Source organism: Kluyvera georgiana (genome assembly GCF_050990895.1).
Lineage (GTDB): Bacteria > Pseudomonadota > Gammaproteobacteria > Enterobacterales > Enterobacteriaceae > Kluyvera > Kluyvera georgiana.
Map to the genome: position 1 here is coordinate 3,614,375 of NZ_CP158865.1, position 21,519 is coordinate 3,635,893.

The 21,519-nt window shown below is 48.8% G+C and carries 21 protein-coding genes, 1 tRNA gene and 1 pseudogene; 13 read left to right on the forward strand and 10 right to left on the reverse strand.

Annotation, left to right across the window (positions count from 1 at the left end; all coding sequences use genetic code 11):
- Window positions 1-60: 60 nt before the first annotated feature.
- Entirely contained in the window at window positions 61-900 is an 840-nt protein-coding gene (locus tag ABTW00_RS17230) for a helix-turn-helix transcriptional regulator (RefSeq protein ID WP_271447135.1), read from the reverse strand.
- Window positions 901-1,031: 131 nt separating this feature from the next.
- On the opposite strand from ABTW00_RS17230, the gene ABTW00_RS17235 reads away from it, so the two are divergent.
- A complete protein-coding gene (locus ABTW00_RS17235) occupies window positions 1,032-2,459 on the forward strand; it encodes an MFS transporter (RefSeq protein ID WP_433636477.1) in 1,428 nt (475 codons plus the stop codon).
- Window positions 2,460-2,536: 77 nt separating this feature from the next.
- Complete coding sequence (locus tag ABTW00_RS17240; RefSeq protein ID WP_433636480.1) at window positions 2,537-3,784, forward strand: mechanosensitive ion channel family protein; 1,248 nt, start codon at window positions 2,537-2,539, stop codon at window positions 3,782-3,784.
- Here the strand turns inward: ABTW00_RS17240 and ABTW00_RS17245 are convergent, their stop codons facing one another.
- On the reverse strand, window positions 3,785-4,765 hold the full coding sequence (locus tag ABTW00_RS17245; RefSeq protein ID WP_433636482.1) for a LacI family DNA-binding transcriptional regulator: 981 nt from the start codon (window positions 4,763-4,765) through the stop codon (window positions 3,785-3,787).
- Window positions 4,766-5,015: 250 nt separating this feature from the next.
- Window positions 5,016-6,407, reverse strand: coding sequence for a phenylalanine transporter (gene pheP, locus ABTW00_RS17250; protein WP_433636484.1), 1,392 nt, complete (start codon window positions 6,405-6,407; stop codon window positions 5,016-5,018).
- 303 nt (window positions 6,408-6,710) lie between these two features.
- On the opposite strand from pheP, the gene ABTW00_RS17255 reads away from it, so the two are divergent.
- Window positions 6,711-7,544: a DMT family transporter gene (locus ABTW00_RS17255; RefSeq protein WP_433636486.1), complete on the forward strand. Its 834-nt coding sequence runs from the start codon at window positions 6,711-6,713 to the stop codon at window positions 7,542-7,544.
- A 52-nt stretch (window positions 7,545-7,596) separates the two neighbouring features.
- On the opposite strand, the gene sbmC is transcribed toward ABTW00_RS17255, so the two are convergent.
- A complete protein-coding gene (gene sbmC, locus ABTW00_RS17260) occupies window positions 7,597-8,067 on the reverse strand; it encodes a DNA gyrase inhibitor SbmC (RefSeq protein WP_433636488.1) in 471 nt (156 codons plus the stop codon).
- 431 nt (window positions 8,068-8,498) lie between these two features.
- Between sbmC and ABTW00_RS17265 the strand changes: the two genes are divergently transcribed.
- From ABTW00_RS17265 to ABTW00_RS17285, 5 genes are all read left to right on the forward strand, one after another.
- Window positions 8,499-9,479, forward strand: coding sequence for a glycosyltransferase family 2 protein (locus tag ABTW00_RS17265; RefSeq protein ID WP_433636490.1), 981 nt, complete (start codon window positions 8,499-8,501; stop codon window positions 9,477-9,479).
- A gap of 2 nt (window positions 9,480-9,481) precedes the next feature.
- Window positions 9,482-10,192: a class I SAM-dependent methyltransferase gene (locus ABTW00_RS17270; protein ID WP_433636492.1), complete on the forward strand. Its 711-nt coding sequence runs from the start codon at window positions 9,482-9,484 to the stop codon at window positions 10,190-10,192.
- Window positions 10,193-10,265: 73 nt separating this feature from the next.
- Complete coding sequence (locus ABTW00_RS17275; RefSeq protein ID WP_433641069.1) at window positions 10,266-10,595, forward strand: GtrA family protein; 330 nt, start codon at window positions 10,266-10,268, stop codon at window positions 10,593-10,595.
- A gap of 11 nt (window positions 10,596-10,606) precedes the next feature.
- Window positions 10,607-12,001, forward strand: coding sequence for a hypothetical protein (locus tag ABTW00_RS17280; protein WP_433636494.1), 1,395 nt, complete (start codon window positions 10,607-10,609; stop codon window positions 11,999-12,001).
- Between the two features lie 884 nt (window positions 12,002-12,885).
- On the forward strand, window positions 12,886-13,932 hold the full coding sequence (locus ABTW00_RS17285) for an acyltransferase family protein (RefSeq protein ID WP_433636496.1): 1,047 nt from the start codon (window positions 12,886-12,888) through the stop codon (window positions 13,930-13,932).
- Window positions 13,933-13,979: 47 nt separating this feature from the next.
- Here ABTW00_RS17285 and ABTW00_RS17290 read toward each other — a convergent pair whose 3' ends face one another.
- The 5 genes from ABTW00_RS17290 to ABTW00_RS17310 all read right to left on the reverse strand — a co-directional run bounded on the left by ABTW00_RS17290 (window position 13,980) and on the right by ABTW00_RS17310 (window position 17,286).
- Window positions 13,980-14,210: a hypothetical protein gene (locus ABTW00_RS17290; protein WP_433636498.1), complete on the reverse strand. Its 231-nt coding sequence runs from the start codon at window positions 14,208-14,210 to the stop codon at window positions 13,980-13,982.
- Window positions 14,211-15,179, reverse strand: a complete 969-nt coding sequence (locus ABTW00_RS17295) for a hypothetical protein (RefSeq protein ID WP_433636500.1) — start codon at window positions 15,177-15,179, stop codon at window positions 14,211-14,213.
- Window position 15,180: 1 nt separating this feature from the next.
- Window positions 15,181-15,834 carry a DUF2612 domain-containing protein gene (locus ABTW00_RS17300; protein WP_433636502.1) on the reverse strand — a complete coding sequence of 218 codons (654 nt, stop codon included), beginning with the start codon at window positions 15,832-15,834 and terminating at the stop codon, window positions 15,181-15,183.
- Window positions 15,831-16,067, reverse strand: coding sequence for a hypothetical protein (locus tag ABTW00_RS17305; RefSeq protein ID WP_433636504.1), 237 nt, complete (start codon window positions 16,065-16,067; stop codon window positions 15,831-15,833). The genes ABTW00_RS17300 and ABTW00_RS17305 overlap by 4 nt, the downstream gene beginning before the upstream one ends.
- A gap of 50 nt (window positions 16,068-16,117) precedes the next feature.
- A protein-coding gene (locus ABTW00_RS17310) for an IS3 family transposase (RefSeq protein ID WP_433636506.1) occupies window positions 16,118-17,286 on the reverse strand; the annotation gives its coding sequence in 2 pieces (ribosomal slippage) (window positions 16,118-17,037 and window positions 17,037-17,286; 1,170 coding nt in all).
- 713 nt (window positions 17,287-17,999) lie between these two features.
- Between ABTW00_RS17310 and ABTW00_RS17315 the strand changes: the two are divergent.
- A pseudogene (locus tag ABTW00_RS17315) lies at window positions 18,000-18,065 on the forward strand (helix-turn-helix domain-containing protein); the annotation flags it as partial.
- Between the two features lie 161 nt (window positions 18,066-18,226).
- Window positions 18,227-19,390, forward strand: coding sequence for an integrase (locus ABTW00_RS17320; protein ID WP_433636508.1), 1,164 nt, complete (start codon window positions 18,227-18,229; stop codon window positions 19,388-19,390).
- Between the two features lie 15 nt (window positions 19,391-19,405).
- On the opposite strand, the gene ABTW00_RS17325 is transcribed toward ABTW00_RS17320, so the two are convergent.
- A tRNA-Arg gene (locus tag ABTW00_RS17325) sits at window positions 19,406-19,482 on the reverse strand.
- Between the two features lie 253 nt (window positions 19,483-19,735).
- Between ABTW00_RS17325 and folD the strand changes: the two genes are divergently transcribed.
- From folD to ABTW00_RS17340, 3 genes are all read left to right on the forward strand, one after another.
- Entirely contained in the window at window positions 19,736-20,602 is an 867-nt protein-coding gene (folD, locus tag ABTW00_RS17330) for a bifunctional methylenetetrahydrofolate dehydrogenase/methenyltetrahydrofolate cyclohydrolase FolD (RefSeq protein WP_064548080.1), read from the forward strand.
- A 1-nt stretch (window position 20,603) separates the two neighbouring features.
- Window positions 20,604-20,816, forward strand: coding sequence for a ribosome-associated protein YbcJ (gene ybcJ / locus ABTW00_RS17335; RefSeq protein WP_061497011.1), 213 nt, complete (start codon window positions 20,604-20,606; stop codon window positions 20,814-20,816).
- Between the two features lie 130 nt (window positions 20,817-20,946).
- Entirely contained in the window at window positions 20,947-21,468 is a 522-nt protein-coding gene (locus ABTW00_RS17340) for a metal-dependent hydrolase (RefSeq protein WP_433636511.1), read from the forward strand.
- Window positions 21,469-21,519: the final 51 nt, after the last annotated feature.

A 21,519-nucleotide genomic window follows, 5' to 3' on the forward strand; every position in this document is an offset into this window, starting at 1 on the left:
GCTTGGCTACTCGAATTTTGTAGCCCGGCCAAGCGAAGCGCCGCCGGGATTTGCTCTAAACTACAACCTTGCCAATACCCCTTCCCCGACCTCATCCACCGGTAAATAAACCAGCAGACGCGAGCCGTTGCGCGGCGCGGAGTACCAGTACATCTGCTGCAGCTGGAAATGACCAAACTCAGGATGCTGGAAGTTTTTAATCTGGTTTTCGACGCCGCGAACGTCGTAACGCTGGTGCCATAGCGCCTCAAATTCGCTGGAGGCGGCAAAGAAACGCGCCAGCTTATTCTCCCATGCCGGATCGCCACGATGTTCCGCCATCGCGGCGCGGAAATAGGAGACAAACGTCGGCAGCGCATCGCGATTGGCCAGACGGCTACGCCAGCCGGGGTGAGTCAGATACAGGTAGATACAATTTCGATCGTCTTCCGGAATGGTCGAAAAATCGACGCCCATCAGCCGACAAAACGCGTCATTCCACGCCACAATATCGAAATTAGGCTTCTGAATACTGGCCGGCTGCGGCAGCAAACTGTCCAGCATACGCCGCGTGCCGGGGCTTATCCCTTCGCACGGAGGAACGTTAGCCGATTCCAGCGGAGTCAGCCCCGCCAGCACAAACAGATGACGGGTCTCAAGCGCACTGCACTGGAGCGCTTCGGCGACCGCTTGCATTACCGCCGCCGACGGATTAACCTCCCGCCCCTGCTCAAGCCAGGTATACCAGGTCACGCCAACGTCCGCCAGCATCGCCACTTCTTCGCGACGCAGGCCCGGCGTGCGCCGCCGCCCGCTGCGCGGTAACCCCAACCGCTGTGGATCGAGACTTTCCCGTCGCGCCCGAAGAAATGCACCCAGCTGCTTACGGCTATCGTCCTGCCGTGACGGCAATACGTCCATTTCACTGTGGCTGATGAGGCTCATGGTATCTCCAGCATGGTAGTGCCAGTACCAGTATAAGCAGGAACTGGTACCCGTTTATTGAATCAGCGATGCTACGTCCAATCGCTGAATGACGCAATGGAGTCACCATGAAAACGTCTGCTGTTTCTCCCGGTCGCGCGGGGCTTTTCCTGCTGCTGACCGGCCTGATGTTGCCCCAGATCGATACCTCGATCACCAATGTCGCCCTCGACTCAATCACCGCGTCGCTGCACGCCAGCCCGACCCAGCTGGAGCTTATCGTCGCGCTGTACGGCGTGGCGTTTGCCGTTTGCCTGGCCATGGGTAGCAAGCTTGGCGACAACTACGGTCGCCGTCGGCTGTTTATGTGGGGCGTGGCGATTTTCAGCCTCGCTTCGCTGCTGTGCGGTTTGGCCAACTCGATCACCGCACTGTTGGCCGCACGCACTCTACAGGGCGCAGGCGCGGCGCTGATCGTCCCGCAAATCCTCGCCACACTGCACGTTACGCTTAAAGGAACGGCCCACGCCCGCGCTATCAGCCTGTATGGCGGCATTGGCGGCATCTCGTTTATCGTCGGGCAGATGTTCGGCGGCTGGCTGGTGTCGGCGGATATCGCCGGTCTGGGCTGGCGTAACGCCTTTTTCATCAACGTGCCAATTGGCCTGCTGGTGCTGGCCTACAGCCGCCGCTACGTGCCGGAAACCCGTCGTGATGAGCACGCGCGCATTGACTGGCAGGGTACGTTTAGCCTGGGCCTGATCCTCTGCTGTCTGCTGTTCCCGATGGCGCTGGGGCCGGAACTGCACTGGCCGTGGTCGATGCGCCTGATGTTGCTGGCGATTATTCCACTGTTGCTGTGGATGCGGGCCAGCGCGCTGGGTAAAGAGCAGCGCGGTGAACACCCGCTGCTGCCGCCTCGACTGCTTAAATTTGCCAGTATTCGCTTCGGCATGGTCATTGCGCTGCTGTTTTTCAGCGCCTGGTCAGGCTTTATGTTCTGCATGGCGCTCACTCTCCAGTCCGGTCTCGGCATGGCCCCGTGGCAGTCAGGCAACAGTTTTGTGGCGCTGGGCGTCGCCTATTTCCTTTCAGCGATGTATGCGCCGAAGCTGATCGCCCGCCATAGCATGGGACGCATTCTGGTGGCTGGCCTGATCGTGCAAATTAGCGGCCTGCTGCTGTTAATGGAGACTTTCCACCACTTCGGTCAGGCGACGTCTACCCTCACGCTGGTGCCCTCGACGGCGCTGATTGGCTATGGCCAGGCGCTGATCGTCAACTGCTTCTACCGGGTAGGGATGCGTGATATTACCGCCAACGATGCGGGCGCGGGCAGCGCGCTGTTAAGTACGCTGCAGCAGGCCACGCTGGGCCTTGGCCCGGCGGTGTTTGGTTCACTGCTGCTGGTACTGACGCGCGGGCATCATGGGAGCTATACCGCAGCGATGACCGGCTTCCTCGGCGTAGAAGCGGTGATGATGCTGCTGCTGGCCATTATTGCCGTTAGCCTCCGCCACCACTTAAACCGCAGCCCGGCGATCGCGACGTCATAACCTTAAGTTCCTGTATAGCTGTTTGCATAATATAGCCAGCGCAGCCATTATAATTAGCTGGCTATACAGGAGACGTTATGCAGGAACTGATTTCACAGATCGAAGAGATGGGCATTGAAATAAACCATACCAATTCGCCGATCATCATATTTGGTATTATTTTTCTCACTGCCATCATTGTTCATCTGATTCTACATCGGGTGGTGCTGCGCGCTTTCGAAAAACGGGCGCAGGCCAGCAGCCATTTGTGGCTGCAAATTATCACGCAGAATAAACTCTTCCACCGTTTGGCGTTTACCCTACAGGGGATTATTGTCAACGTGCAGGCAGTGCTGTGGTTGCAAAAAGGCAGTGATGCCGCACAGATATTAACCACAGGCGCACAGCTATGGGTCATGCTCTACGCCCTGCTGTCGTTTTTCTCGCTGCTGGACGTTATTTTCAACCTCTCGCAGAAGCTATCTTTCTCTTCGCAGCTGCCGCTCAAAGGGATATTCCAGGGGGTGAAGCTGGTCAGCGCCATTCTGATTGGCATTCTGATGATCTCTCTGCTGCTGGGGCAATCGCCGGCTATTCTGATAAGTGGCCTGGGCGCGATGGCCGCGGTGTTGATGCTGGTGTTTAAAGACCCGATTCTCGGCCTGGTGGCAGGAATTCAGCTCTCGGCAAACGACATGCTGAAACTCGGCGACTGGCTGGAAATGCCGAAATACGGCGCCGACGGCGCGGTGACCGATATTGGTTTAACCACCGTCAAAGTGCGTAACTGGGATAATACCATTACCACCATTCCGACCTGGTCGCTGGTGTCTGACTCGTTTAAAAACTGGAGTGGAATGTCCGCGTCGGGTGGCCGAAGAATTAAGCGTAGCATCAACGTTGATACCACCAGCGTGCATTTTCTTGATGAGCAAGAGCAGCAGCGGTTAATTCAGGCGAAGCTGCTGAAACCGTATATGGACTCGCGTCATCAGGAAATTAATCTGTGGAATCAGGAGCACGGTGGCGACGGCTCGGTGCTGAATCTGCGTAAGATGACCAATATTGGCACCTTCCGCGCTTACCTCAACGAATATCTTCGCAACCATCCGCGAATTCGCAAAGATATGACGCTGATGGTACGCCAGCTTGCGCCGGATAATAACGGTCTGCCGATTGAGATATACGCCTTTACCAATACGGTCGTATGGGCTGAATATGAAAATATTCAGGCTGATATTTTCGACCATATCTTTGCCGTGGTCGAGGAATTTGGTTTACGTATTCATCAATCACCGACCGGGAATGATATTCGCGCCCTGGCGGGCGCGATGGGACAGCAATAATCACGCGCTGGCGCGTGAAATAAAGCGCCAGTCCAGCATCACCCGCTCCGGCGGCACGTCCGGGTTATCGATTTTATTGAGCAGCAGTTCGACCGCTCTGGCGCCGATCTCCCGCGACGGCTGCTGGACGGTCGTCAGCTGCGGCGATACCATTTCGGCAAGTTCCGTGCCGTCAAACCCCACAACCGCAATCTCTTCCGGTACCTTAAGCCCCGCCTGTTCAATGGCGCGAATAGCCCCGGCGGCCAGCGAGTCAGAAACCGCAAACACCGCGTCCGGGCGCGGGTTCATCGCCAGCAGGTTTTTCATCGCCACTTTGCCCGCCGCGGCGCTCAAATCGCTGGCATACTCTACCGCCTGAAATGCCAGGCCCTGAGATTGCAGTACGTTTTTATACCCCTGCTCGCGCAGGCGCGCGTACTTGTAGCTCAAATCGTGGTTAATCAACGCAATCCGCTCACGCCCCAGCGCCGCCAGATAGCTCACCGCATGCTCCGCGGCATCAACATCGTTAATCCCCACGCAGGAGACCGCGCCCGCATCAGCATATTCCGCACATTGCACCCATGGCGCATCACCGATCACCGTGGTTAACTCCGGCAGCTTGCTGAAGGCGTCCATGGTGATAATACCGTCGACCATTTTTCCGGTTAGCAGTCGCAGGCCTGATTTAGAGCGTTCAATATCCGAGCCGGAGTTGCACAGTAAAATCCGGTAGCAGTTTTTTTCCGCGGCCTCTTCAATTCCTTTCACCACTTCGGCGCAAAACGGGTTGGCGATATTCGACACCATCACCAGAATCATGGAGCTTCGCGCCGTACGCAGCTGACGCGCCAGCAGGTTAGGCTGATAGTTACTCTCTTTAATCGCCTGAAGCACCCGTTCGCGGTTTTTGGCTTTTACGGTATCGCTGTTGTTAAGCACGCGCGACACGGTCGCCACCGACACCCCCGCCAACTGGGCGATTTTCTGAATTGACATACAACGCCGTTCCCTGCAGTTAACGCTTTGCGTGCAGGCTACCACAAAAAGCGTGCCCGGCGTACCGGGCACGGGGTTATTGTTCGACGCTGACCCAGCGCCGTTGTTGATAATTTCTTATAAAAATTAATCGATTACAAAATCAAGATCGCGCAGAGCGCTCTCGATAACAACGAGGGAGGAAATACTTCGCAGCGACGAGTGGGGAAACGCCGGAGGAGGCATCTCTGGCCTCCTCCGGGCGATATTATCAGGCTTTACGGCGCAGCGTTTTGAAGGCAACAAACAGGAACAGCACCCACACCGGCAGCAGAATCGCCGACAATCGCATGCCGTCCATGGTGCACATCAGACCAAGGATCATCAGCAAAAACGCGATGCAAATGTAGTTGCTGGCAGGCGCAAACAGCGCTTTGAATTTCGACTCACGCCCCTTGCGGCGCATGGCGGCGCGGAACTTGAGGTGCGCCATGCAGATCATGATCCAGTTCAGCAGCAGCGTGGCCACCACCAACGCCATCAGTAGGCCAAACGCTTTCTGCGGCAGCAGATAGTTCACCAGCACCACCAGCGAGGTGATCGCGCCAGAGAGCAGCAGCGAATTCACCGGCACGCCGCGACGGCTTACTTTGGTCAGGAAGCGCGGCGCATTGCCCTGCACGGAGAGGCCAAACAGCATGCGGCTGTTTGAGTACACACCGCTGTTATAAACCGACAGTGAAGCCACCAGAATGACAAAGTTCAGCGCAGATGCCACCATGTTACTGTCCAGATTGTGGAAAATCATCACAAATGGGCTGCTGTCTGATTTGATCCCTTGCCACGGATAGAGCGCCAGCAACACAATCAGCGAACCGATATAGAACAGCAGGATACGGTACACCACTTGGTTAACCGCTTTCGGGATGGTGGTTTCCGGGCTGCGAGCTTCCGCCGCCGTAATGCCAATGAGCTCCAGCCCACCGAAGGAGAACATAATCACCGCCAGCGACAAAATCAGCCCCTTCCAGCCCGTGGCAAGGAAGCCGCCATCACGCCAGAGGTTGTCGATGCTCGCATGCTCACCGCCACGCCCCGTCGACAGCATCCAGATGCCAAAGCCGATCATGCCGATAATCGCCAACACCTTAATCAGCGCGAACCAGAACTCGGTTTCACCATACAGACGCACGTTCACCAGGTTAACGGCGTTGATCAGGATGAAGAAGCCCGCGGCCCAAATCCAGGTCGGCACGTCTGGCAGCCAATACTGCATATAGATTCCGGCGGCGGTCAGTTCGGCCATTCCCACCAGCACGAACATGACCCAATAGTTCCAGCCGGAAAGAAAACCGGCGAACGGCCCCCAGTATTTATAAGCAAAATGGGCAAATGAACCGGATACCGGCTCTTCCACCACCATCTCGCCAAGCTGGCGCATGATCAGAAATGCAATGATCCCGGCAATGGCATAACCCAGCACCACCGCAGGGCCAGCCATTTGGATAGCCGGGCCGATGCCAAGAAACAGACCGGTGCCAATGGCCCCCCCGAGCGCGATGAGTTGAATATGACGGTTTTGTAACCCGCGGTGAAGCGTCGGCCCCTGCTCCGACGAAGCATCCGGTTGATTCTGGCTGGATGCTGAGGACGCGTTTTTCACGTCTAACCCCTGTAGCTTTTATAGGAAGGGGCACCTTTTAACACTTAGCGCGGCTTGTCGCAAGGCTATCAGTCGCGGGAATACCGTCGCCAAAAGCCCCTGAAAGCACGCGCTTCTGATGTTATAACCTTATTATTACAATGGGTTAGCGCTCATCACGGCCCTGGACTTTCAGCGCATGCGCCGCCAGTGGGAAGTCAATGCCACGGGGAGATGCTCGCCTTATCGGCGGAGCACAAAACGATGACCCGGCATGTCACGGCTTGCGGCATAATCCGCTGACCGCGTTTCGAGGAATCTTTCGTGCTGCTTAAAATCCTGCTGACTATGGCTGCGTTCGCCGCCAACTCGCTGCTCTGTCGGCTGGCGCTGAAGGGGATGCATATGGATGCCGTCTCTTTTAGTAGCATTCGCTTGTTAAGCGGTGCGGTGGCGCTGCTGATACTCCTGAGGCTACCCGCCATCAAAACGAGGCCGGAATTCAATGTGCTGAACGCGGCGCTGCTGGCCATTTACGTCTTTGCCTTTTCCCTTGCCTACCTGTCTTTAACCACCGCAGCCGGCGCGCTGCTGCTGTTCGGAACGGTTCAATGCGTGATGACCGGCTGGGGGCTGATACGCGGCGAGCGCCTGACGTGGCTAAAAAGCGTCGGTATGCTGGCCGCGGTGACCGGGCTGGCGTTGCTGTTATTACCGGGAGCGGGACATCCTTCCGGCGGCGCAGCGCTGCTGATGATGGCCTCCGGCGCGGCCTGGGCCGCCTACTGTATTACCGGCAAAAAGGTGAAAAACGCGGCAGCGGCCACGGCGGGCAACTTTGCGCTGGCGGTGCCGATAGCGCTGGTCGTGTTTGTGCTCAGCGGTATGCACATCCGCGTCGATACCGTTGGCCTGGTGCTGGCAGTCACCTCCGGGGCGCTGATGTCCGGCGGCGCGTATCTGCTTTGGTACTCCCTGCTGCCACGGCTTAGCCCAACCACCGCCAGCACGCTTCAACTGAGCGTTCCCTACCTTGCCGCGCTGGGTGGATTGATTTTTATGGGCGAACCGTTGGGCCTGAGGATGCTGTTGGCTATCGTCATCACCCTCTCCGGAATTGGGCTGGTGATTATCGTCGATCGGCGACGAGAGCATTAACCGCCGGGCCGGCGTGTCGCCAGTCAGCAGCACGCGGCACGGCGTTTTTGCATTACCCCTTTGGCTCAAGGGCCACAAACATTTCAATATCCCAGTAACCGTCTTCCGCACCGTTATTACGGTAGATTTCAAAGCATGGTTTCGCAGCCAGGCGGTGGGTTTCATCTTTCAGGACGCTATCAAAGAACTGATACCATGGCGTGGAGAAATCGTGATCGATAACCCGCGCACGGGCGACGGCATACAGACCCCCAGCGACTTCCGCCATTATGACGCCTTCGCTGTTCGGCGGAATAACAAAGTCGTCATCGACGGATACCACGGTGTCACAGCGCAGCTTCTCCGCCGGGACTTCATCCGGATTATCGTAGTAAACGGCCAGCCACTCCCGAGCGGGAATCTGCTGGCCATCAACCCACATCATCAACTGCTCAAAACCCTGCTTAACCGTCTGCTCCCACGGCCCAACCATATGAAAACCGGCAATTTTACGCGCTGCAATCTGCTTAACTTCGTATTCCATACCGCCTCCGCCAACACACTGTAATTTCATACAGTATAATGAGCTTTTTTCTTTTGAGCCAAACGGGTAACGATCGATATGTGAGCAGATTCGCACTCTTACTGAGAGCACTGAGAGAGGAGAAAACAGGAAAATGGTACGCCCTACAGGATTCGAACCTGTGACCCACGACTTAGAAGCTCCTGGAATCTCTAACAAGTACAGTAACTTACCTCATCATCACTATGCTCACTCGTTCAATGCTCGTAAAATAAGCAATCCATAATGCCAGATCGTCCAAAATTAGCTTCAACAATCGCAATGCATTAATAGAAGACACATCACTATTTTCCTATCTATCGAGTGACTACGACAATCTATACAGAACATTAATGACGTGCTAGTATATTAATCCATGAAATTTTATAAAATCAAGATTGAAGATTGCGATTATGCACACTTGTCAGAGAGTTGATAATTATAGTGTTGAATCACGTGTAAAGATTTCGCTTGTCGTCCCTGTATTCAATGAAGAAGAATCGATTGAGTTATTTGTTAATTATGTCAACTCCCTATTTCCTAAGGGGCAAAAAAACGAAATTGAATTTATTTTCATTGATGATGGTAGCGTTGATGGAACTTTACGCAACCTAATTTCTTTGCAAGAAAAAGAAAATCGAATTGTAATTATTGAGCTAACTCGAAATTTTGGAAAAGAAGCAGCGTTAACTGCAGGAATATTCTCAGCGACGGGTGATGTTGTAATTCCAATTGACGTTGATTTCCAGGACCCTCCAGAAGTAATTTTCAAAATGCTAGATGAGTGGGAAAAAGGCTATGAAGTCGTACTGGGAGTACGAGTTGATCGCTCATCGGATACTATAATGAAACGGAAAACTGCGGGGTGGTTCTATAAAATTATAAATAAGATGTCGAAGACTCAAATCCCTGAGAATGTAGGTGACTTTAGATTAATGGATCGTTGTGTTGTCGAAGCATTAAAACAATTACCCGAAACACATAGATTCATGAAAGGGCTTTTTTCTTGGCTAGGATTTAGAACTACAAGTGTTGAGTACAGTCGCCCGGAAAGACTTGCAGGAACAACTACATTCAATGGATTTCGCTTATGGGCACTTGCACTCGAAGGTATAACCAGCTTTAGTTTGGTACCTTTAAAAATATGGACTTATATCGGATTTGGATTTTCAATTTTATCTCTGTTTTATGCATTTTTTATTTTCTTGAAAACAATATTCTTTGGCGCCGATGTACCTGGATATGCATCATTAATTATTGCAATTCTTTTTATCGGTGGTTTACAATTAATGAGTATAGGCATTATCGGTGAATATCTTGGTCGCACCTATATGGAATCTAAAAGAAGACCTATTTATTTAACCCGCAAGATCTATAAAAAAATTAAGGATTAAACATGGACCTTAAAGAAACAGAAATACTCGGAAATGATGTTAACACACATTGGTATTATCTATCAAAAGCCAAGGCAATCATAAGTCTTATTGGCGATTACTCACCAGATAAAATAATGGATATTGGAGCAGGCTCTGGTTATTTTTCTAAATTATTGCTTAACACAACATCAGCTAAGGAAGCCTGGTGTGTTGACATCAGCTATGAGAAAGAAGAGTTAGCAGTAGAAAATGGAAAGTCAATACATTTTGTACGTAGCATTGATAAAATGGACGTCGATTTAGTTCTTTTAATGGACGTACTTGAGCATGTCGATGATGATATTGCTCTTCTTCAGGAATATGTTGATAAAGTGCCTTATGGCACAAAGTTTTTAATTAGTGTACCTGCATTTGAATGGTTGTGGAGTTCACATGATGACTTTCTCGAACATCGAAGGAGATATACCTGCCATCAGTTGGAAAATGTCGTTAAACTAACAGGATTATCTATCGATAAATCATGCTATTATTTTAGCTCAGTGCTACCATTAGCTATTGCAACACGTCTTTTCTCACGAAATGCAGGAAAAAAAGAATCTCAATTAAAAAAACATAGCAAGCTGGTCAATACGGTCCTAAAAATGCTTTGCTCATTAGATCTTTTATTTTTTAAGAAAAATAAGATTGGTGGTTTAACAGTATTCAGTTATGCCGAAAAGAAAGAAAAGTAGAATGTATAATTTGCATAAAAGTATAATTACGTTAGTCAACTCATCGTCATTTCGACGATTTATCCTCACAGGAATGCTAGCGACAACTCTACATTTCGTTATTGCTCTTTTTTTGATTTTTAATCATTTCATATCTCCTGCATTAGCTAATGCAGTTGCTTTTACCATGACAACAATTATTTCTTACTTTATCAACACATTATGGTCTTTTTCACAGGAAATAAGAATAAAAAATACATTTAGATATGCGATAACAGCATGCATTGGGTTTTCGCTCTCTTATCTTGTCGCGTCAATTTCTGGTTTTTTATTCGTCAACCCGATCATTAGTATTGTTTTTGTGGCGATATTTGTACCACCTGTTGTTTTTTTTATTCATAAAAAATGGACGTATCTAAATTAGGATAAATGAAAATGATGAAAAACATAGTTAACAACAATAAATTAATATTGCTAATAGCATTCACACTCTTATATTTTTCAGTACTTTTTTCCAGAACAGATATGTGGGATGGTGGAATACTGGACCATGCAATATCACTGGGGCATCGTGATGTTTATCATGAGTGGTTTAACGAGGCAGGACTATATCTCACGGCATTTTTTTATGATCCATTGGCTTTTTCAAAGAAATTTTACCCACTATCCGGGCAGATATTAACACTTTTATTTTTATATTTTTCTGCCATCGAAATGGCTAATATCTCTCAAAAAATCTACAACATTTCAGATAGAAATTCAACTTTGGTAGGTATTTTTTATTTACTTCTTCCGATTTGGTCGACTTTTTATTCTACCATTTATTTGATGCATTCAGCCACAATTTTCATTGCTCTATTAAGCGCACGACTGGTTATATTTAATCGTTACCCGTTACTCTCGATAATATTAATTCCAATTACCTTTCAACAAGCATCAATGGCCCCTCTTATTCTTTCTATTTTCATGCTCTACGCGATAGAAAATAGATTTAGAAACATAAGAACTATTATTTTATTTTCTGCATGGGTTGTTATTTCATTTTTCATACTAAGAGCAATGTTTGAAACTACAGGCCTCTATTCTGATTACAATAAAATTTCTATAAATAGCTTAATGCAATTTTATTTATGGGTGAAGTTTTCATTGAGCATTCTGATATGCCTTGGACCTCTAGTTGTTTATTTCATCATGACAGCAAACAAAACCAATAAAATATCAAGCATAGGTTTAGTTATCGCGGCTCTAGCAACAATAGTCCCATATATTGCAGTTGGGAAAGGTCCTTCAATATCTGACTTTATAAATATGCACGCGAATTCATTACGCGTTCTTTTCGCCTGTGCGCCTATACTGGCACTCACTTTTGCATATATATTAAAGAACAACTCACTAAATAAAAAAACAATAGCATTCATTTTTATATATATTTCATTTTTATTCATTAGTGCACAACACGCAAAAATAAATGAAGTAATGTACCAACGAGCCTTCATCGAAAACATAAAAAAACATCCAGAATGGAATGGGAAATTAGTTACTATAATGACAAATGAAAATGTTAATTTCTATGAATATGCATATCTATTTACCAAGGCCTTTGGCGTTAACAAAAGCGTGATACTTACAAATAAATTTGCTCCTGATCCTATCATTTACGAAAAAGAATCATACAAAATAAAATATATGCAACCTAGCAATAAGGGGTTGAACGGTAATGTTGTTATAGATGTTACATCACAGATGGATAAGGCAAATATGATTTTGAAATATTGGAAATATTTGTCAAATGGCAGTATTCCTGAACTAGTAACAATCAAGGCGAAGTAACTCACTATCAACAATTCACAAGCTGATATGTTATCTTTCGATTGTTGAGAAAGGTAACATATCACGTAATAAAAAGCAGTGCATACAAGCGTGCACTTTGCAAACTTTTTTTGATGGGAACTCCATATTTTATTTTTCCGAAATTAATTCGCATCAGAAATAGAAATTTCACCCCAGATGTCCGTAGAGTTATTTCATCGTCTGTGCTGACACCAAAACCATAGTATTGTTCTATTGTTGAATAATGCATCCTTGTTAAATTCTGTGTGAACAGTTTAACAAACAAGATAATTAGATATTCATCCATTTGAAATCAGATTACCGAACAGATGGAACATCAAACCAGGCGTAAGAAAGATGCGAATGAATGAAGATCGTACGTAGAACGTAGGGTGTAAACGAGCAAAGATTGAAGACTTTCGTTTTCACAGTCTGAGATACACGTGGGTCAGTTGGCAGATGCAGCCTTGGGGCCGATTTCTGCACTGCGGAAATGAATGACGGTGAAAACATAGAAATGGTACGCCCTACAGGATTCGAACCTGTGACCCACGACTTAGAAGTTCCTAGAACCACTATCAAGTACAGTAACTTACCGCATCATCACTGCGCTCACACGTCCCATGATGATAAAAGTTAGCAACTCATGACAATCAGTAGAAATGCCTGATTGTCCCGAATTGGTCCCAATCACCACAAAGCATTAGCGCAAGACGAATCACCACCCTTACCGGTTTTGAGTTGTTTTGCGCTAATTTTTTTCCCCATGAGTGCCCCATCACATCCTAGGTGAATTGGCATTTGGTGATAATGCATGCTCACCCATGCCATGATAAGATCGATTATCTTATATTAATTAACAGCATAGAAAGGCACGTATAGGTATGGATGCTCAAAGAAGCAATGCCATTGATTATGTAAAATTCATTGGGATTATGCTGATGCTGATCGGCCATTATCCAAATCCACTTAGCCCCATCTTAAGACCGTACGTTTTTCACATGCCCTTATTCTTTTTTTTAGGTGGCATGCTTGTTAACACAGACAAGCGAAGGTCAGTTTTTTACGTATCGTTGTTTAAGCGTTATTTTATTTACATAATTATCTCATATATTATTCTTGGTGTTTGCGCTGATCTTTTTCACTACTTATTCGGGACTCAAAAATTAAATGTATTTTCAGGACTAAGCACATTCTCTCTGGCACTAGAGGAGAACTTTAATAATAACTTCTTTTTTATAACTGGATGGTTTTTACTTTCATACATGTTAACCATGGCTTTATGCTTCCCATTGATATCATGGGTTAAGAAGATTAATAATGAAACAAAAATAACAATAACTCTTGTCATTATAGCGATTCTACTTGGCATTTTTGGCATGGGTAAAGTTGCTCGAATGTACAATCACTCGAAGATTTTTTACATAAACATCATATCACAGGTGATGGTCGGGTCTTGTTTTTACATTCTCGGTTATGTATTGCGTGATTATGCATGGAAAATAATTAACCCAGTGGTGGCGTTTATATTGTTTATAATTTTGATGATAGCAATACATACAAACATAACAGGGGCTCTGTATATGGTATGGAGTCAATACAAATATGGATTTATCACTCACATGCTCAGCGTGGCCGCTGGTGTTTATGTGGTTTTGACACTGGCTAATGTCATGTCTAAATGGCGCGTTATTGATTTATTCAAAAGAATTGGAAGAAACAGCAAAAGTATAATGATTTTTCATTTAATGCTGTTTACTGTAATTGATATCTGCATGAGTTTCATTACTGATTACTCCATAAATCCTTTTGATATTAAACAACATATAACATACTTCTGGTCATTCCCTGTGAATTTGGTGTTTTCAGTGTTGGCGTCAATGTGGATAGGAGATTTTCTTAAAAAGTTAAGTAAAGGACTCTATGCTTAATTTGCAGATTCAGACGCTGCTGATTACGAAGCAGCGCCTGAACTGGGTTATTCTTCTATCTCTTGTTTTGGGTGATACGTCCCGCCGTACCCCGATGGTTCACCCAATACCTCGGGGTCTATAACGTAATCATCTGTGATGGCAGATGCGTCGATAATCCAGAACGGAAGCCCAGCAGGAACGTCCTTCTGTCCTATTTCTACAATGGTAAGACCGATGTCCGTAGCGACACTCATTACAGCGGTCAATCCGTCGTATTCAAAAATAATAACCTGCATTTATCTCCCCCCAAAAATAACAACGTTGAATTCACTGACGTCCGCCACGGTGTTACTCGCGCGAGCTTGAACGATAATCCCGTCGACGTCTTTTTTTACTGGTGAACCTGTTGCGCTACCACTTATCGCTACTACAGCAGCTAACGTCCCGGCGTTTGGTGCGTCTCCAAGTGTTAGCACTGGGGCGTAATTTGAGTTTGCTAGTGGGGTCGCGTAGTTAATCTGATATTGCCCTGTTTGCAAACGAGTCACAGAGCTCACGTTTAATGACCCGCGAATAGTGGCTGGAGAAACTCCGCTAAAATTCACCCATGCAGTGCATAACGCAGCAGATGTTGTCTGCACAGCTCCAGTAATACGAGAGTCGTCGCCAGCCGCTACAGTCCCTGCCGTGGTTCCCACATTGCGAGTGGCTGAGTTTCCCAAACTAAGGTATGTGAGAACGTCGGCCACAGTCGCTTTCCCGATGATGTCACGGCCTACACTTGTCAGCGCAGTTAGCGCAGCGGTGTCTACTCCGTTGAAATAAGCCAGCCTGTCAGCAGCGCCGGTTAATCCGGCCAGCGCAGTTAGCGTGGCATCGAGAGGTTGAATTTTTTCTGGTAAAAGAGACCAGTTTGCCCCCGGAGGAGTGGTGGTGTTAGCCGCCGTAAGAGATTGATAAACTGCACCACTAAGGCTTACGATCGCGCCTTTATCATATGAAAAAGGAGAGCCTCCGTTATCTGTGCTAGTAATGAAGGGGGCTACCCCAGAAACCTGAATCTCATTGATGGCCTGAGTTATTCGGTTAAATAACCAGTTCATCTTATCGCGTTCAATTCTCTTCGCTGATGGGTCTGTGGCAGGATCTAATGAATATGCCTGCCCGTATCCTTGTGTCATATTTACTGCGCCCGTAGCGTCAGTATCAGGCACGGCAGTTTTATCCCCTGAGCTTGCAAAAGGGACTTTAATTAATGAAGTCATCTTAACTCCCAAATTGTGAATTGGTTTGGTCGAAATTTATCCCATATTCTGCAAAGCCAAATGCATCTCTTGGTTTTACCAGGTGATTAAATTTCACCCCAGAAGGGCGCGGAATTAGGTTGAAATCTTGCAAGAGGCGCATCATGATGTCAGGAAGGATTGTTTGATATACCACCGTAATAGTCATGTCATGACCATCAAGTGCGTATACATCTTTACCGAAAATATCAAAAAGTGCGTGATTAATGGATGGCATAGAGCCATCTGATGTGATTTGCCACCACCTCATTCTTAGAAGTTGTCGCTTTTGCTCGATGGTCAGACTATTAACTTGCGACGCGTCAGTTGCAAAGTTACTTCGGCCAAAATTGAGCCCAAAATCAGAAAATCCAAAAGCAGGATAGTCACCTGGACTGGCGCTTGATTCGGTGTATAGCGGGAGATTGAGTATGATTGCCCATACATTGAGACCAAAGTCGTTAGCTGTTAGAAGATTAAATACATCCCTTTCCCACGACTCCCAGAACTCCTGGTGATTGACGTCATACCATTTCTGCTTCAGGTTTAAAAGGCTGGATAGATTTGGAGCCTGATCATACTCCCATTTCACCACCTTACTTACATCCATTGAGAAGTCGAACTGCTGAATATTCATGTAGTCACCACAAGAATATCATCCTCCTGAATCGTCGCCTTTTCGTTAAGTCCTATTGCGATATCATCTTTCGACCAGGTAGGCGTCGTGGATTTATTTGATACCTCCACGCTCTTAATAAAGATTTGAGGAGAAGCAGTGTTTGCAGCTGCAGATAATTCGAAAGGAGAGACGTCAGTTCCTAAGGTGAATCCTTCCTCGCCATTTTCAAGTTCTCCATTGGCATATTTCATTACCGTTGATTTTATCAGTGACGTCGGATCCCCCGTGCCAACTGTAGTGGTCAACTAAAACTGGCCACGGTTTTAGAGTTTTTCCAGTATCGGTTTTCCGATTCGTTTGGAGGTAATCCACCGTTATAGTCATGCGGCCTTAGCGAGCTGTAATACCCGACGATATAGTTTGTGATCGCATGAGATGCTTCGCTAAAGTTTATATAGCCTGTCACTGGCACCCACTCGTTTTTCAGACTTCTGAAGAAGCGTTCCATCGGGCTGTTATCCCAGCAGTTTCCGCGTCGGCTCATACTTTGCCTGATCCGGTAACGCCACAATAACTGCCGGAACTGCCTGCTTGTGTAGTGGCTACCCTGGTCACTGTGGAACATCACTCCCGCTGGTTTACCTCGGGTTTCCCACGCCATTTCCAGCGCTTTGATGGTTAGCTTGCTGTCCGGTGAGAATGACATTGCCCAGCCTACCGGTTTCCTGGCGAACAAATCGAGAACGACGGCGAGGTAAGCCCAGCGCCTGCCTGTCCAGATATACGTCACATCGCCGCACCATACCTGATTAGGCTCTGTCACTGCGAACTGTCGCTCAAGGTGATTTGGGATAGCGATCTGTTCATGGCCACCACGTTTATACCGGTGGGTGGGTTGCTGGCAACTCACCAGTCCCAGTTCTTTCATGAGCCTGCCGGCAAGCCAGCGTCCCATTCTGAAGCCTCTCAGGGTTGCCATGATGGCGATACTTCTCGCGCCAGCAGAGCCATGGCTAATGTTATGCAGCTCCAGAACCTGACTACGTAATACGGCCCGCTTGCCGTCTGGCTTTTCGGGGCTTTTCACCCAGTATTTGTAGCTGCTGCGATGAACCCCGAACACGTGGCAAAGTGTGACCACAGGATACTGCGCTCTGAGTTTCTCGATTAACGAGAACTGTTCAGGGAGTCTGACATCAAGAGCGCGGTAGCCTTTTTTAATATGTCGTTTTCCATTTCAATGCGTTGTAGCTTTTTCTTTAGCTCACGTATTTCAATCTGTTCCGGGGTTATAGGAGAGGCTTTAGGTATTTTGCCCTGTCGTTCATCCCGTAACTGCTTTACCCATCGCGTCATGGTAGAAAGCCCCACGTCCATAGCACTGGCCGCAGCTGCAACGGTGTAGTTTTGATCAAGGACCAGTTGAGCGGATTCGCGTTTAAACTCTGCACTGAAATTTCTTTTTTTCATTGGGACACCTGTATTGTTCTGAGATGAGCATATCACCTCTGTTCAGGTGGCCAAATTCAGTAAACCACTACAGTCGCGGGAAGGGAAACACGAAGGAAGGCCGTGCATATAACAAAGTTCTGGACTCGGTTAAATCAGAGACCAACGAGGTACTGAAAAATCTCCCAGAATGGCGTGACTACATCGTTAACCATTATGGAGTTATGCGGACAGGAATTGGCTCTCAAGCAGATCGTGGATTCGGGTTCGCAATGCTTTCAAGTTACGGCGTAAAGATGCGCGGGCGCGATGACTGTTTGTTATTTGCCATCCCCAATAGCGACGATGGTTGGCACGGAGAATTCACCATCCCTTCAGATTTCAAACAGATCACCTACGGTCAGTTCTACGACATCGTTAACACTCCACATGAATGACACACCTGATAGCTGATTCCCTGAGTAGGCTATTGGGTGCGAAAGCCCACCTCGTGATTCCCTTTGCCCACTTCGGTGGGCCTTTTTTTTGCCTGGAGGAGTTATGTTCATCATTAAAGTATTAATAATTTGGATGCTTTTATTTCCTACTCTTGGTTTCTGCCTGTGGTTTTCAAATGGGATGATGGGGAGTTATTTGGCTGAGTTGAAAGCTGGATTTAGGCCGTACGTAGCTATGACTCTTCTTTTCGTAGCTGTGTTCTCAGCAATCTACTTCATTCTCTAGCGAGGTAACCCATGGAGCAATACAGTCTCACTCTCGATGAGGCCTGTGCATTTCTGAAGATATCCAGACCAACCGCGACGAACTGGATCCGCACCGGCCGATTGCAAGCAACCCGCAAAGACCCTTCCAAACCTAAATCCCCATACCTCACCACACGACAGGCCTGCATTGCGGCGCTCAACTCACCGCTGCATACTATCGACGTGAGCGCGGTGGATGCATTTAAAGAGGAAAGAAAATGTCCATCTTCCGCAGAGGTGAAATATGGTACGCCTCGTACTCGCTCCCGGGCGGGAAGCGAATTAAGGAGTCTCTTGGCACAGCGGACAAGCGGCAAGCTCAGGAACTGCACGACAAGCGAAAGGCAGAACTCTGGCGAGTAGACCGGTTAGGTGACTTTCCGGACTTGTCGTTTGAAGAAGCATGTCTGCGCTGGCTGGAAGAAAAAGCAGATAAGAAGTCTCTCGACTCAGACAAAAGCCGGATCGAGTTCTGGCTGATTCATTTTGAGGGGATGAGGCTGAAGGATATTACTGAGGCGAAGATTTACGCCGCGGTAAGCAGGATGCAGAACAGGAAGGCGAAGGAGATTTGGCAGAGTAAGGCTGAAGCTGCAAAGAGGAGGGGGCTGGATGTTCCCGTGTTCGAACCTAAGCCAGTCACCACCGCAACGAAGGCCAAGCATCTGGCAATGATGAAGGCGCTACTCCGTGCCGCAGAGCGTGACTGGAAGTGGCTGGAGAAAGCGCCGGTTATCAAGGTGCCAGCAGTGAGGAACAAGCGCGTTAGATGGCTTGAGCACGATGAGGCGAAACGACTTATTGATGAATGTCCTGAACCGTTGAAGTCGGTAGTTAAGTTTGCGCTGGCCACCGGGCTTCGTAGGTCGAACATCATCAATATGGAGTGGCAACAAATCGACATGCAGCGTCGCGTTGCCTGGGTTAACCCGGAAGACAGTAAATCAAACCGCGCTATTGGCGTAGCGCTGAATGATACCGCCTGTAAGGTTTTACGCGATCAGATTGGAAACCATCATAAATGGGTATTCGTCCATTTGAAATCTGGCTACCGACCTGATGGGACATCAACGCCGGCCGTCAGAAAAATGCGAGTTGATGACTCTGTTGCATGGAACGCAGCGTGCAAACGAGCCGGTATTGAAGACTTCCGCTTTCACGACCTGAGACACACGTGGGCCAGTTGGTTGATTCAGTCCGGAGTGCCGTTGTCTGTTCTTCAGGAAATGGGTGGATGGGAGAGTATCGAAATGGTGCGCAGATATGCTCACCTTGCACCTAGCCACCTGACCGAGCACGCACGACAAATTGACTCGATTTTTGCAGATGATGTCCCAAATATGTCCCACAACGGAAATCAGGAGGAAGCAAAAGAAGCATAAGTTGTTGGTTTTAAATGGTACGCCCTACAGGATTCGAACCTGTGACCCACGACTTAGAAGGTCGTTGCTCTATCCAACTGAGCTAAGGGCGCACTGGGGAAGTCAAAACTTCATGGTGGGGTGAAACGCGTGGAATTATACGGTCACTGACAGGTGAGTCAATCCATTTCCTTGCGAAACCTGCTCGGTGCGCAATGATGGATAAAGTGCGACCAACTATCGCTCAACTCTTCGGCAAAAACACTTTCCGATGAAAACTCGCAAACGAAACCTGACAGCAAGCCTCGCATCTGACAAAATATGTGCATCCCCCCTTCGTGAATGACAGATGGAATATTTTCCCTGATGGCAGCAAAGATTATTGACGGTAAAACGATTGCGCAGCAGGTGCGCTCTGAGGTTGCGGAAAAAGTGAAGGCGCGCGTTGCAGCAGGAAAACGCGCCCCTGGGCTTGCCGTTGTGCTGGTTGGCAGCAACCCGGCCTCACAAATTTATGTCGGCAGCAAGCGCAAAGCCTGCGAAGAGGTGGGCTTCGTCTCCCGCTCCTACGATCTGCCGGAAACCACGTCTGAAGCTGAACTGCTGACGCTGATTGACACATTGAACGCCGATACCACCATCGACGGTATTCTGGTGCAGCTTCCGCTGCCGGCGGGTATTGATAACGTTAAGGTTCTTGAGCGCATCGCCCCGGACAAAGACGTCGACGGCTTCCATCCGTACAACGTGGGCCGTCTGTGCCAGCGTGCGCCGCGCCTGCGTCCGTGTACCCCGCGCGGTATCGTTACCCTGCTGGAGCGCTACCATATCGACACCTATGGCCTGAACGCCGTGGTGATTGGCGCGTCCAACATCGTGGGCCGCCCGATGAGCATGGAGCTGCTGCTGGCCGGCTGCACCACCACCGTCACTCACCGCTTTACCAAAAATCTGCGTCACCACGTAGAGCACGCCGATCTGCTGATCGTTGCGGTCGGTAAACCGGGCTTTATTCCTGGCGAGTGGATTAAAGAAGGCGCTATCGTCATTGATGTCGGGATTAATCGCCTCGAAAGCGGTAAAGTCGTCGGCGATGTGGTGTTTGAAGAAGCCGCCGCGCGCGCTTCCTACATCACCCCAGTACCCGGCGGCGTCGGTCCTATGACCGTGGCCACCCTGATTGAAAACACCTTACAGGCGTGTGAAGAGTATCACGACGTGGAGAAGGCATAAGATGGCAACATTTTCTTTGGGTAAGCATCCGCATGTGGAACTCTGTGACTTACTGAAGCTGGAAGGCTGGAGCGAAAGCGGCGCGCAGGCGAAAATCGCCATCGCCGACGGTCTGGTCAAAGTGGACGGCGCGGTGGAAACCCGCAAACGCTGCAAAATTGTCGCGGGTCAAACCGTCAGTTTTGAAGGCCAGAGCATCACCGTTACCGCTTAACCCTGCCAGCTACCCGGCTTCGCCAGTCGACGCCGGGTTTTATCCCCCGCAAAATTCGGACTAACGCCCTACTGCATCTTCCCAGTTCAGCGGTAATACTCTGTATTTCCTCTGCTAACATGGACTCCCGATGCCAACAATCGTCACCCACGCCGCCGTTCCGCTGTGCCTTGGTTTAGGATTAGGCGCTCGCGTTATTCCTCCACGTTTGCTGTTTGCGGGTATGGCGCTAGCGATGCTGCCCGACGCCGACGTGCTCGCTTTCAAATTCGGTATCGCCTACGGCAATATTTTTGGCCATCGAGGCTTTACCCACTCGTTGCTTTTCGCCTTTGTCGTACCGTTGATCTGCGTACTGGTTGGCCGACGATGGTTCGGCGCCGGACTGATGCGCTGCTGGCTTTTTCTCACCGTTTCGCTGCTGTCTCACAGCCTGCTGGATTCAATTACCACCGGCGGTAAAGGCGTTGGATGGCTGTGGCCGTGGTCAGGTGAACGTTTTTTCGCACCGTGGCAGGTGATTAAGGTCGCGCCGTTTGCGCTGTCTCGCTACGACACGCCTTACGGGCATCAGGTGATTATCTCTGAGCTTCTCTGGGTGTGGCTGCCGGGGGTCGTCATTATGACCTGGCTATGGTGGCGGGGACGGTAGTTTTAAAAACGCAGCAGTGGGCTATACGACGCGCTGATGAGGGCGTTTATG

Bases quoted from the DNA above. Each gene is read 5' to 3' on its own strand.
- ABTW00_RS17230 (WP_271447135.1), bottom strand. From the start codon at position 900: ATGGACGTATTGCCGTCACGGCAGGACGATAGCCGTAAGCAGCTGGGT.
- ABTW00_RS17235 (WP_433636477.1), top strand. From the start codon at position 1,032: ATGAAAACGTCTGCTGTTTCTCCCGGTCGCGCGGGGCTTTTCCTGCTG.
- ABTW00_RS17240 (WP_433636480.1), top strand. From the start codon at position 2,537: ATGCAGGAACTGATTTCACAGATCGAAGAGATGGGCATTGAAATAAAC.
- ABTW00_RS17245 (WP_433636482.1), bottom strand. From the start codon at position 4,765: ATGTCAATTCAGAAAATCGCCCAGTTGGCGGGGGTGTCGGTGGCGACC.
- sbmC (WP_433636488.1), bottom strand. From the start codon at position 8,067: ATGGAATACGAAGTTAAGCAGATTGCAGCGCGTAAAATTGCCGGTTTT.
- ABTW00_RS17265 (WP_433636490.1), top strand. From the start codon at position 8,499: ATGCACACTTGTCAGAGAGTTGATAATTATAGTGTTGAATCACGTGTA.
- ABTW00_RS17270 (WP_433636492.1), top strand. From the start codon at position 9,482: ATGGACCTTAAAGAAACAGAAATACTCGGAAATGATGTTAACACACAT.
- ABTW00_RS17275 (WP_433641069.1), top strand. From the start codon at position 10,266: ATGCTAGCGACAACTCTACATTTCGTTATTGCTCTTTTTTTGATTTTT.
- ABTW00_RS17280 (WP_433636494.1), top strand. From the start codon at position 10,607: ATGATGAAAAACATAGTTAACAACAATAAATTAATATTGCTAATAGCA.
- ABTW00_RS17285 (WP_433636496.1), top strand. From the start codon at position 12,886: ATGGATGCTCAAAGAAGCAATGCCATTGATTATGTAAAATTCATTGGG.
- ABTW00_RS17290 (WP_433636498.1), bottom strand. From the start codon at position 14,210: ATGCAGGTTATTATTTTTGAATACGACGGATTGACCGCTGTAATGAGT.
- ABTW00_RS17295 (WP_433636500.1), bottom strand. From the start codon at position 15,179: ATGACTTCATTAATTAAAGTCCCTTTTGCAAGCTCAGGGGATAAAACT.
- ABTW00_RS17300 (WP_433636502.1), bottom strand. From the start codon at position 15,834: ATGAATATTCAGCAGTTCGACTTCTCAATGGATGTAAGTAAGGTGGTG.
- ABTW00_RS17305 (WP_433636504.1), bottom strand. From the start codon at position 16,067: ATGAAATATGCCAATGGAGAACTTGAAAATGGCGAGGAAGGATTCACC.
- ABTW00_RS17320 (WP_433636508.1), top strand. From the start codon at position 18,227: ATGTCCATCTTCCGCAGAGGTGAAATATGGTACGCCTCGTACTCGCTC.
- folD (WP_064548080.1), top strand. From the start codon at position 19,736: ATGGCAGCAAAGATTATTGACGGTAAAACGATTGCGCAGCAGGTGCGC.
- ybcJ (WP_061497011.1), top strand. From the start codon at position 20,604: ATGGCAACATTTTCTTTGGGTAAGCATCCGCATGTGGAACTCTGTGAC.
- ABTW00_RS17340 (WP_433636511.1), top strand. From the start codon at position 20,947: ATGCCAACAATCGTCACCCACGCCGCCGTTCCGCTGTGCCTTGGTTTA.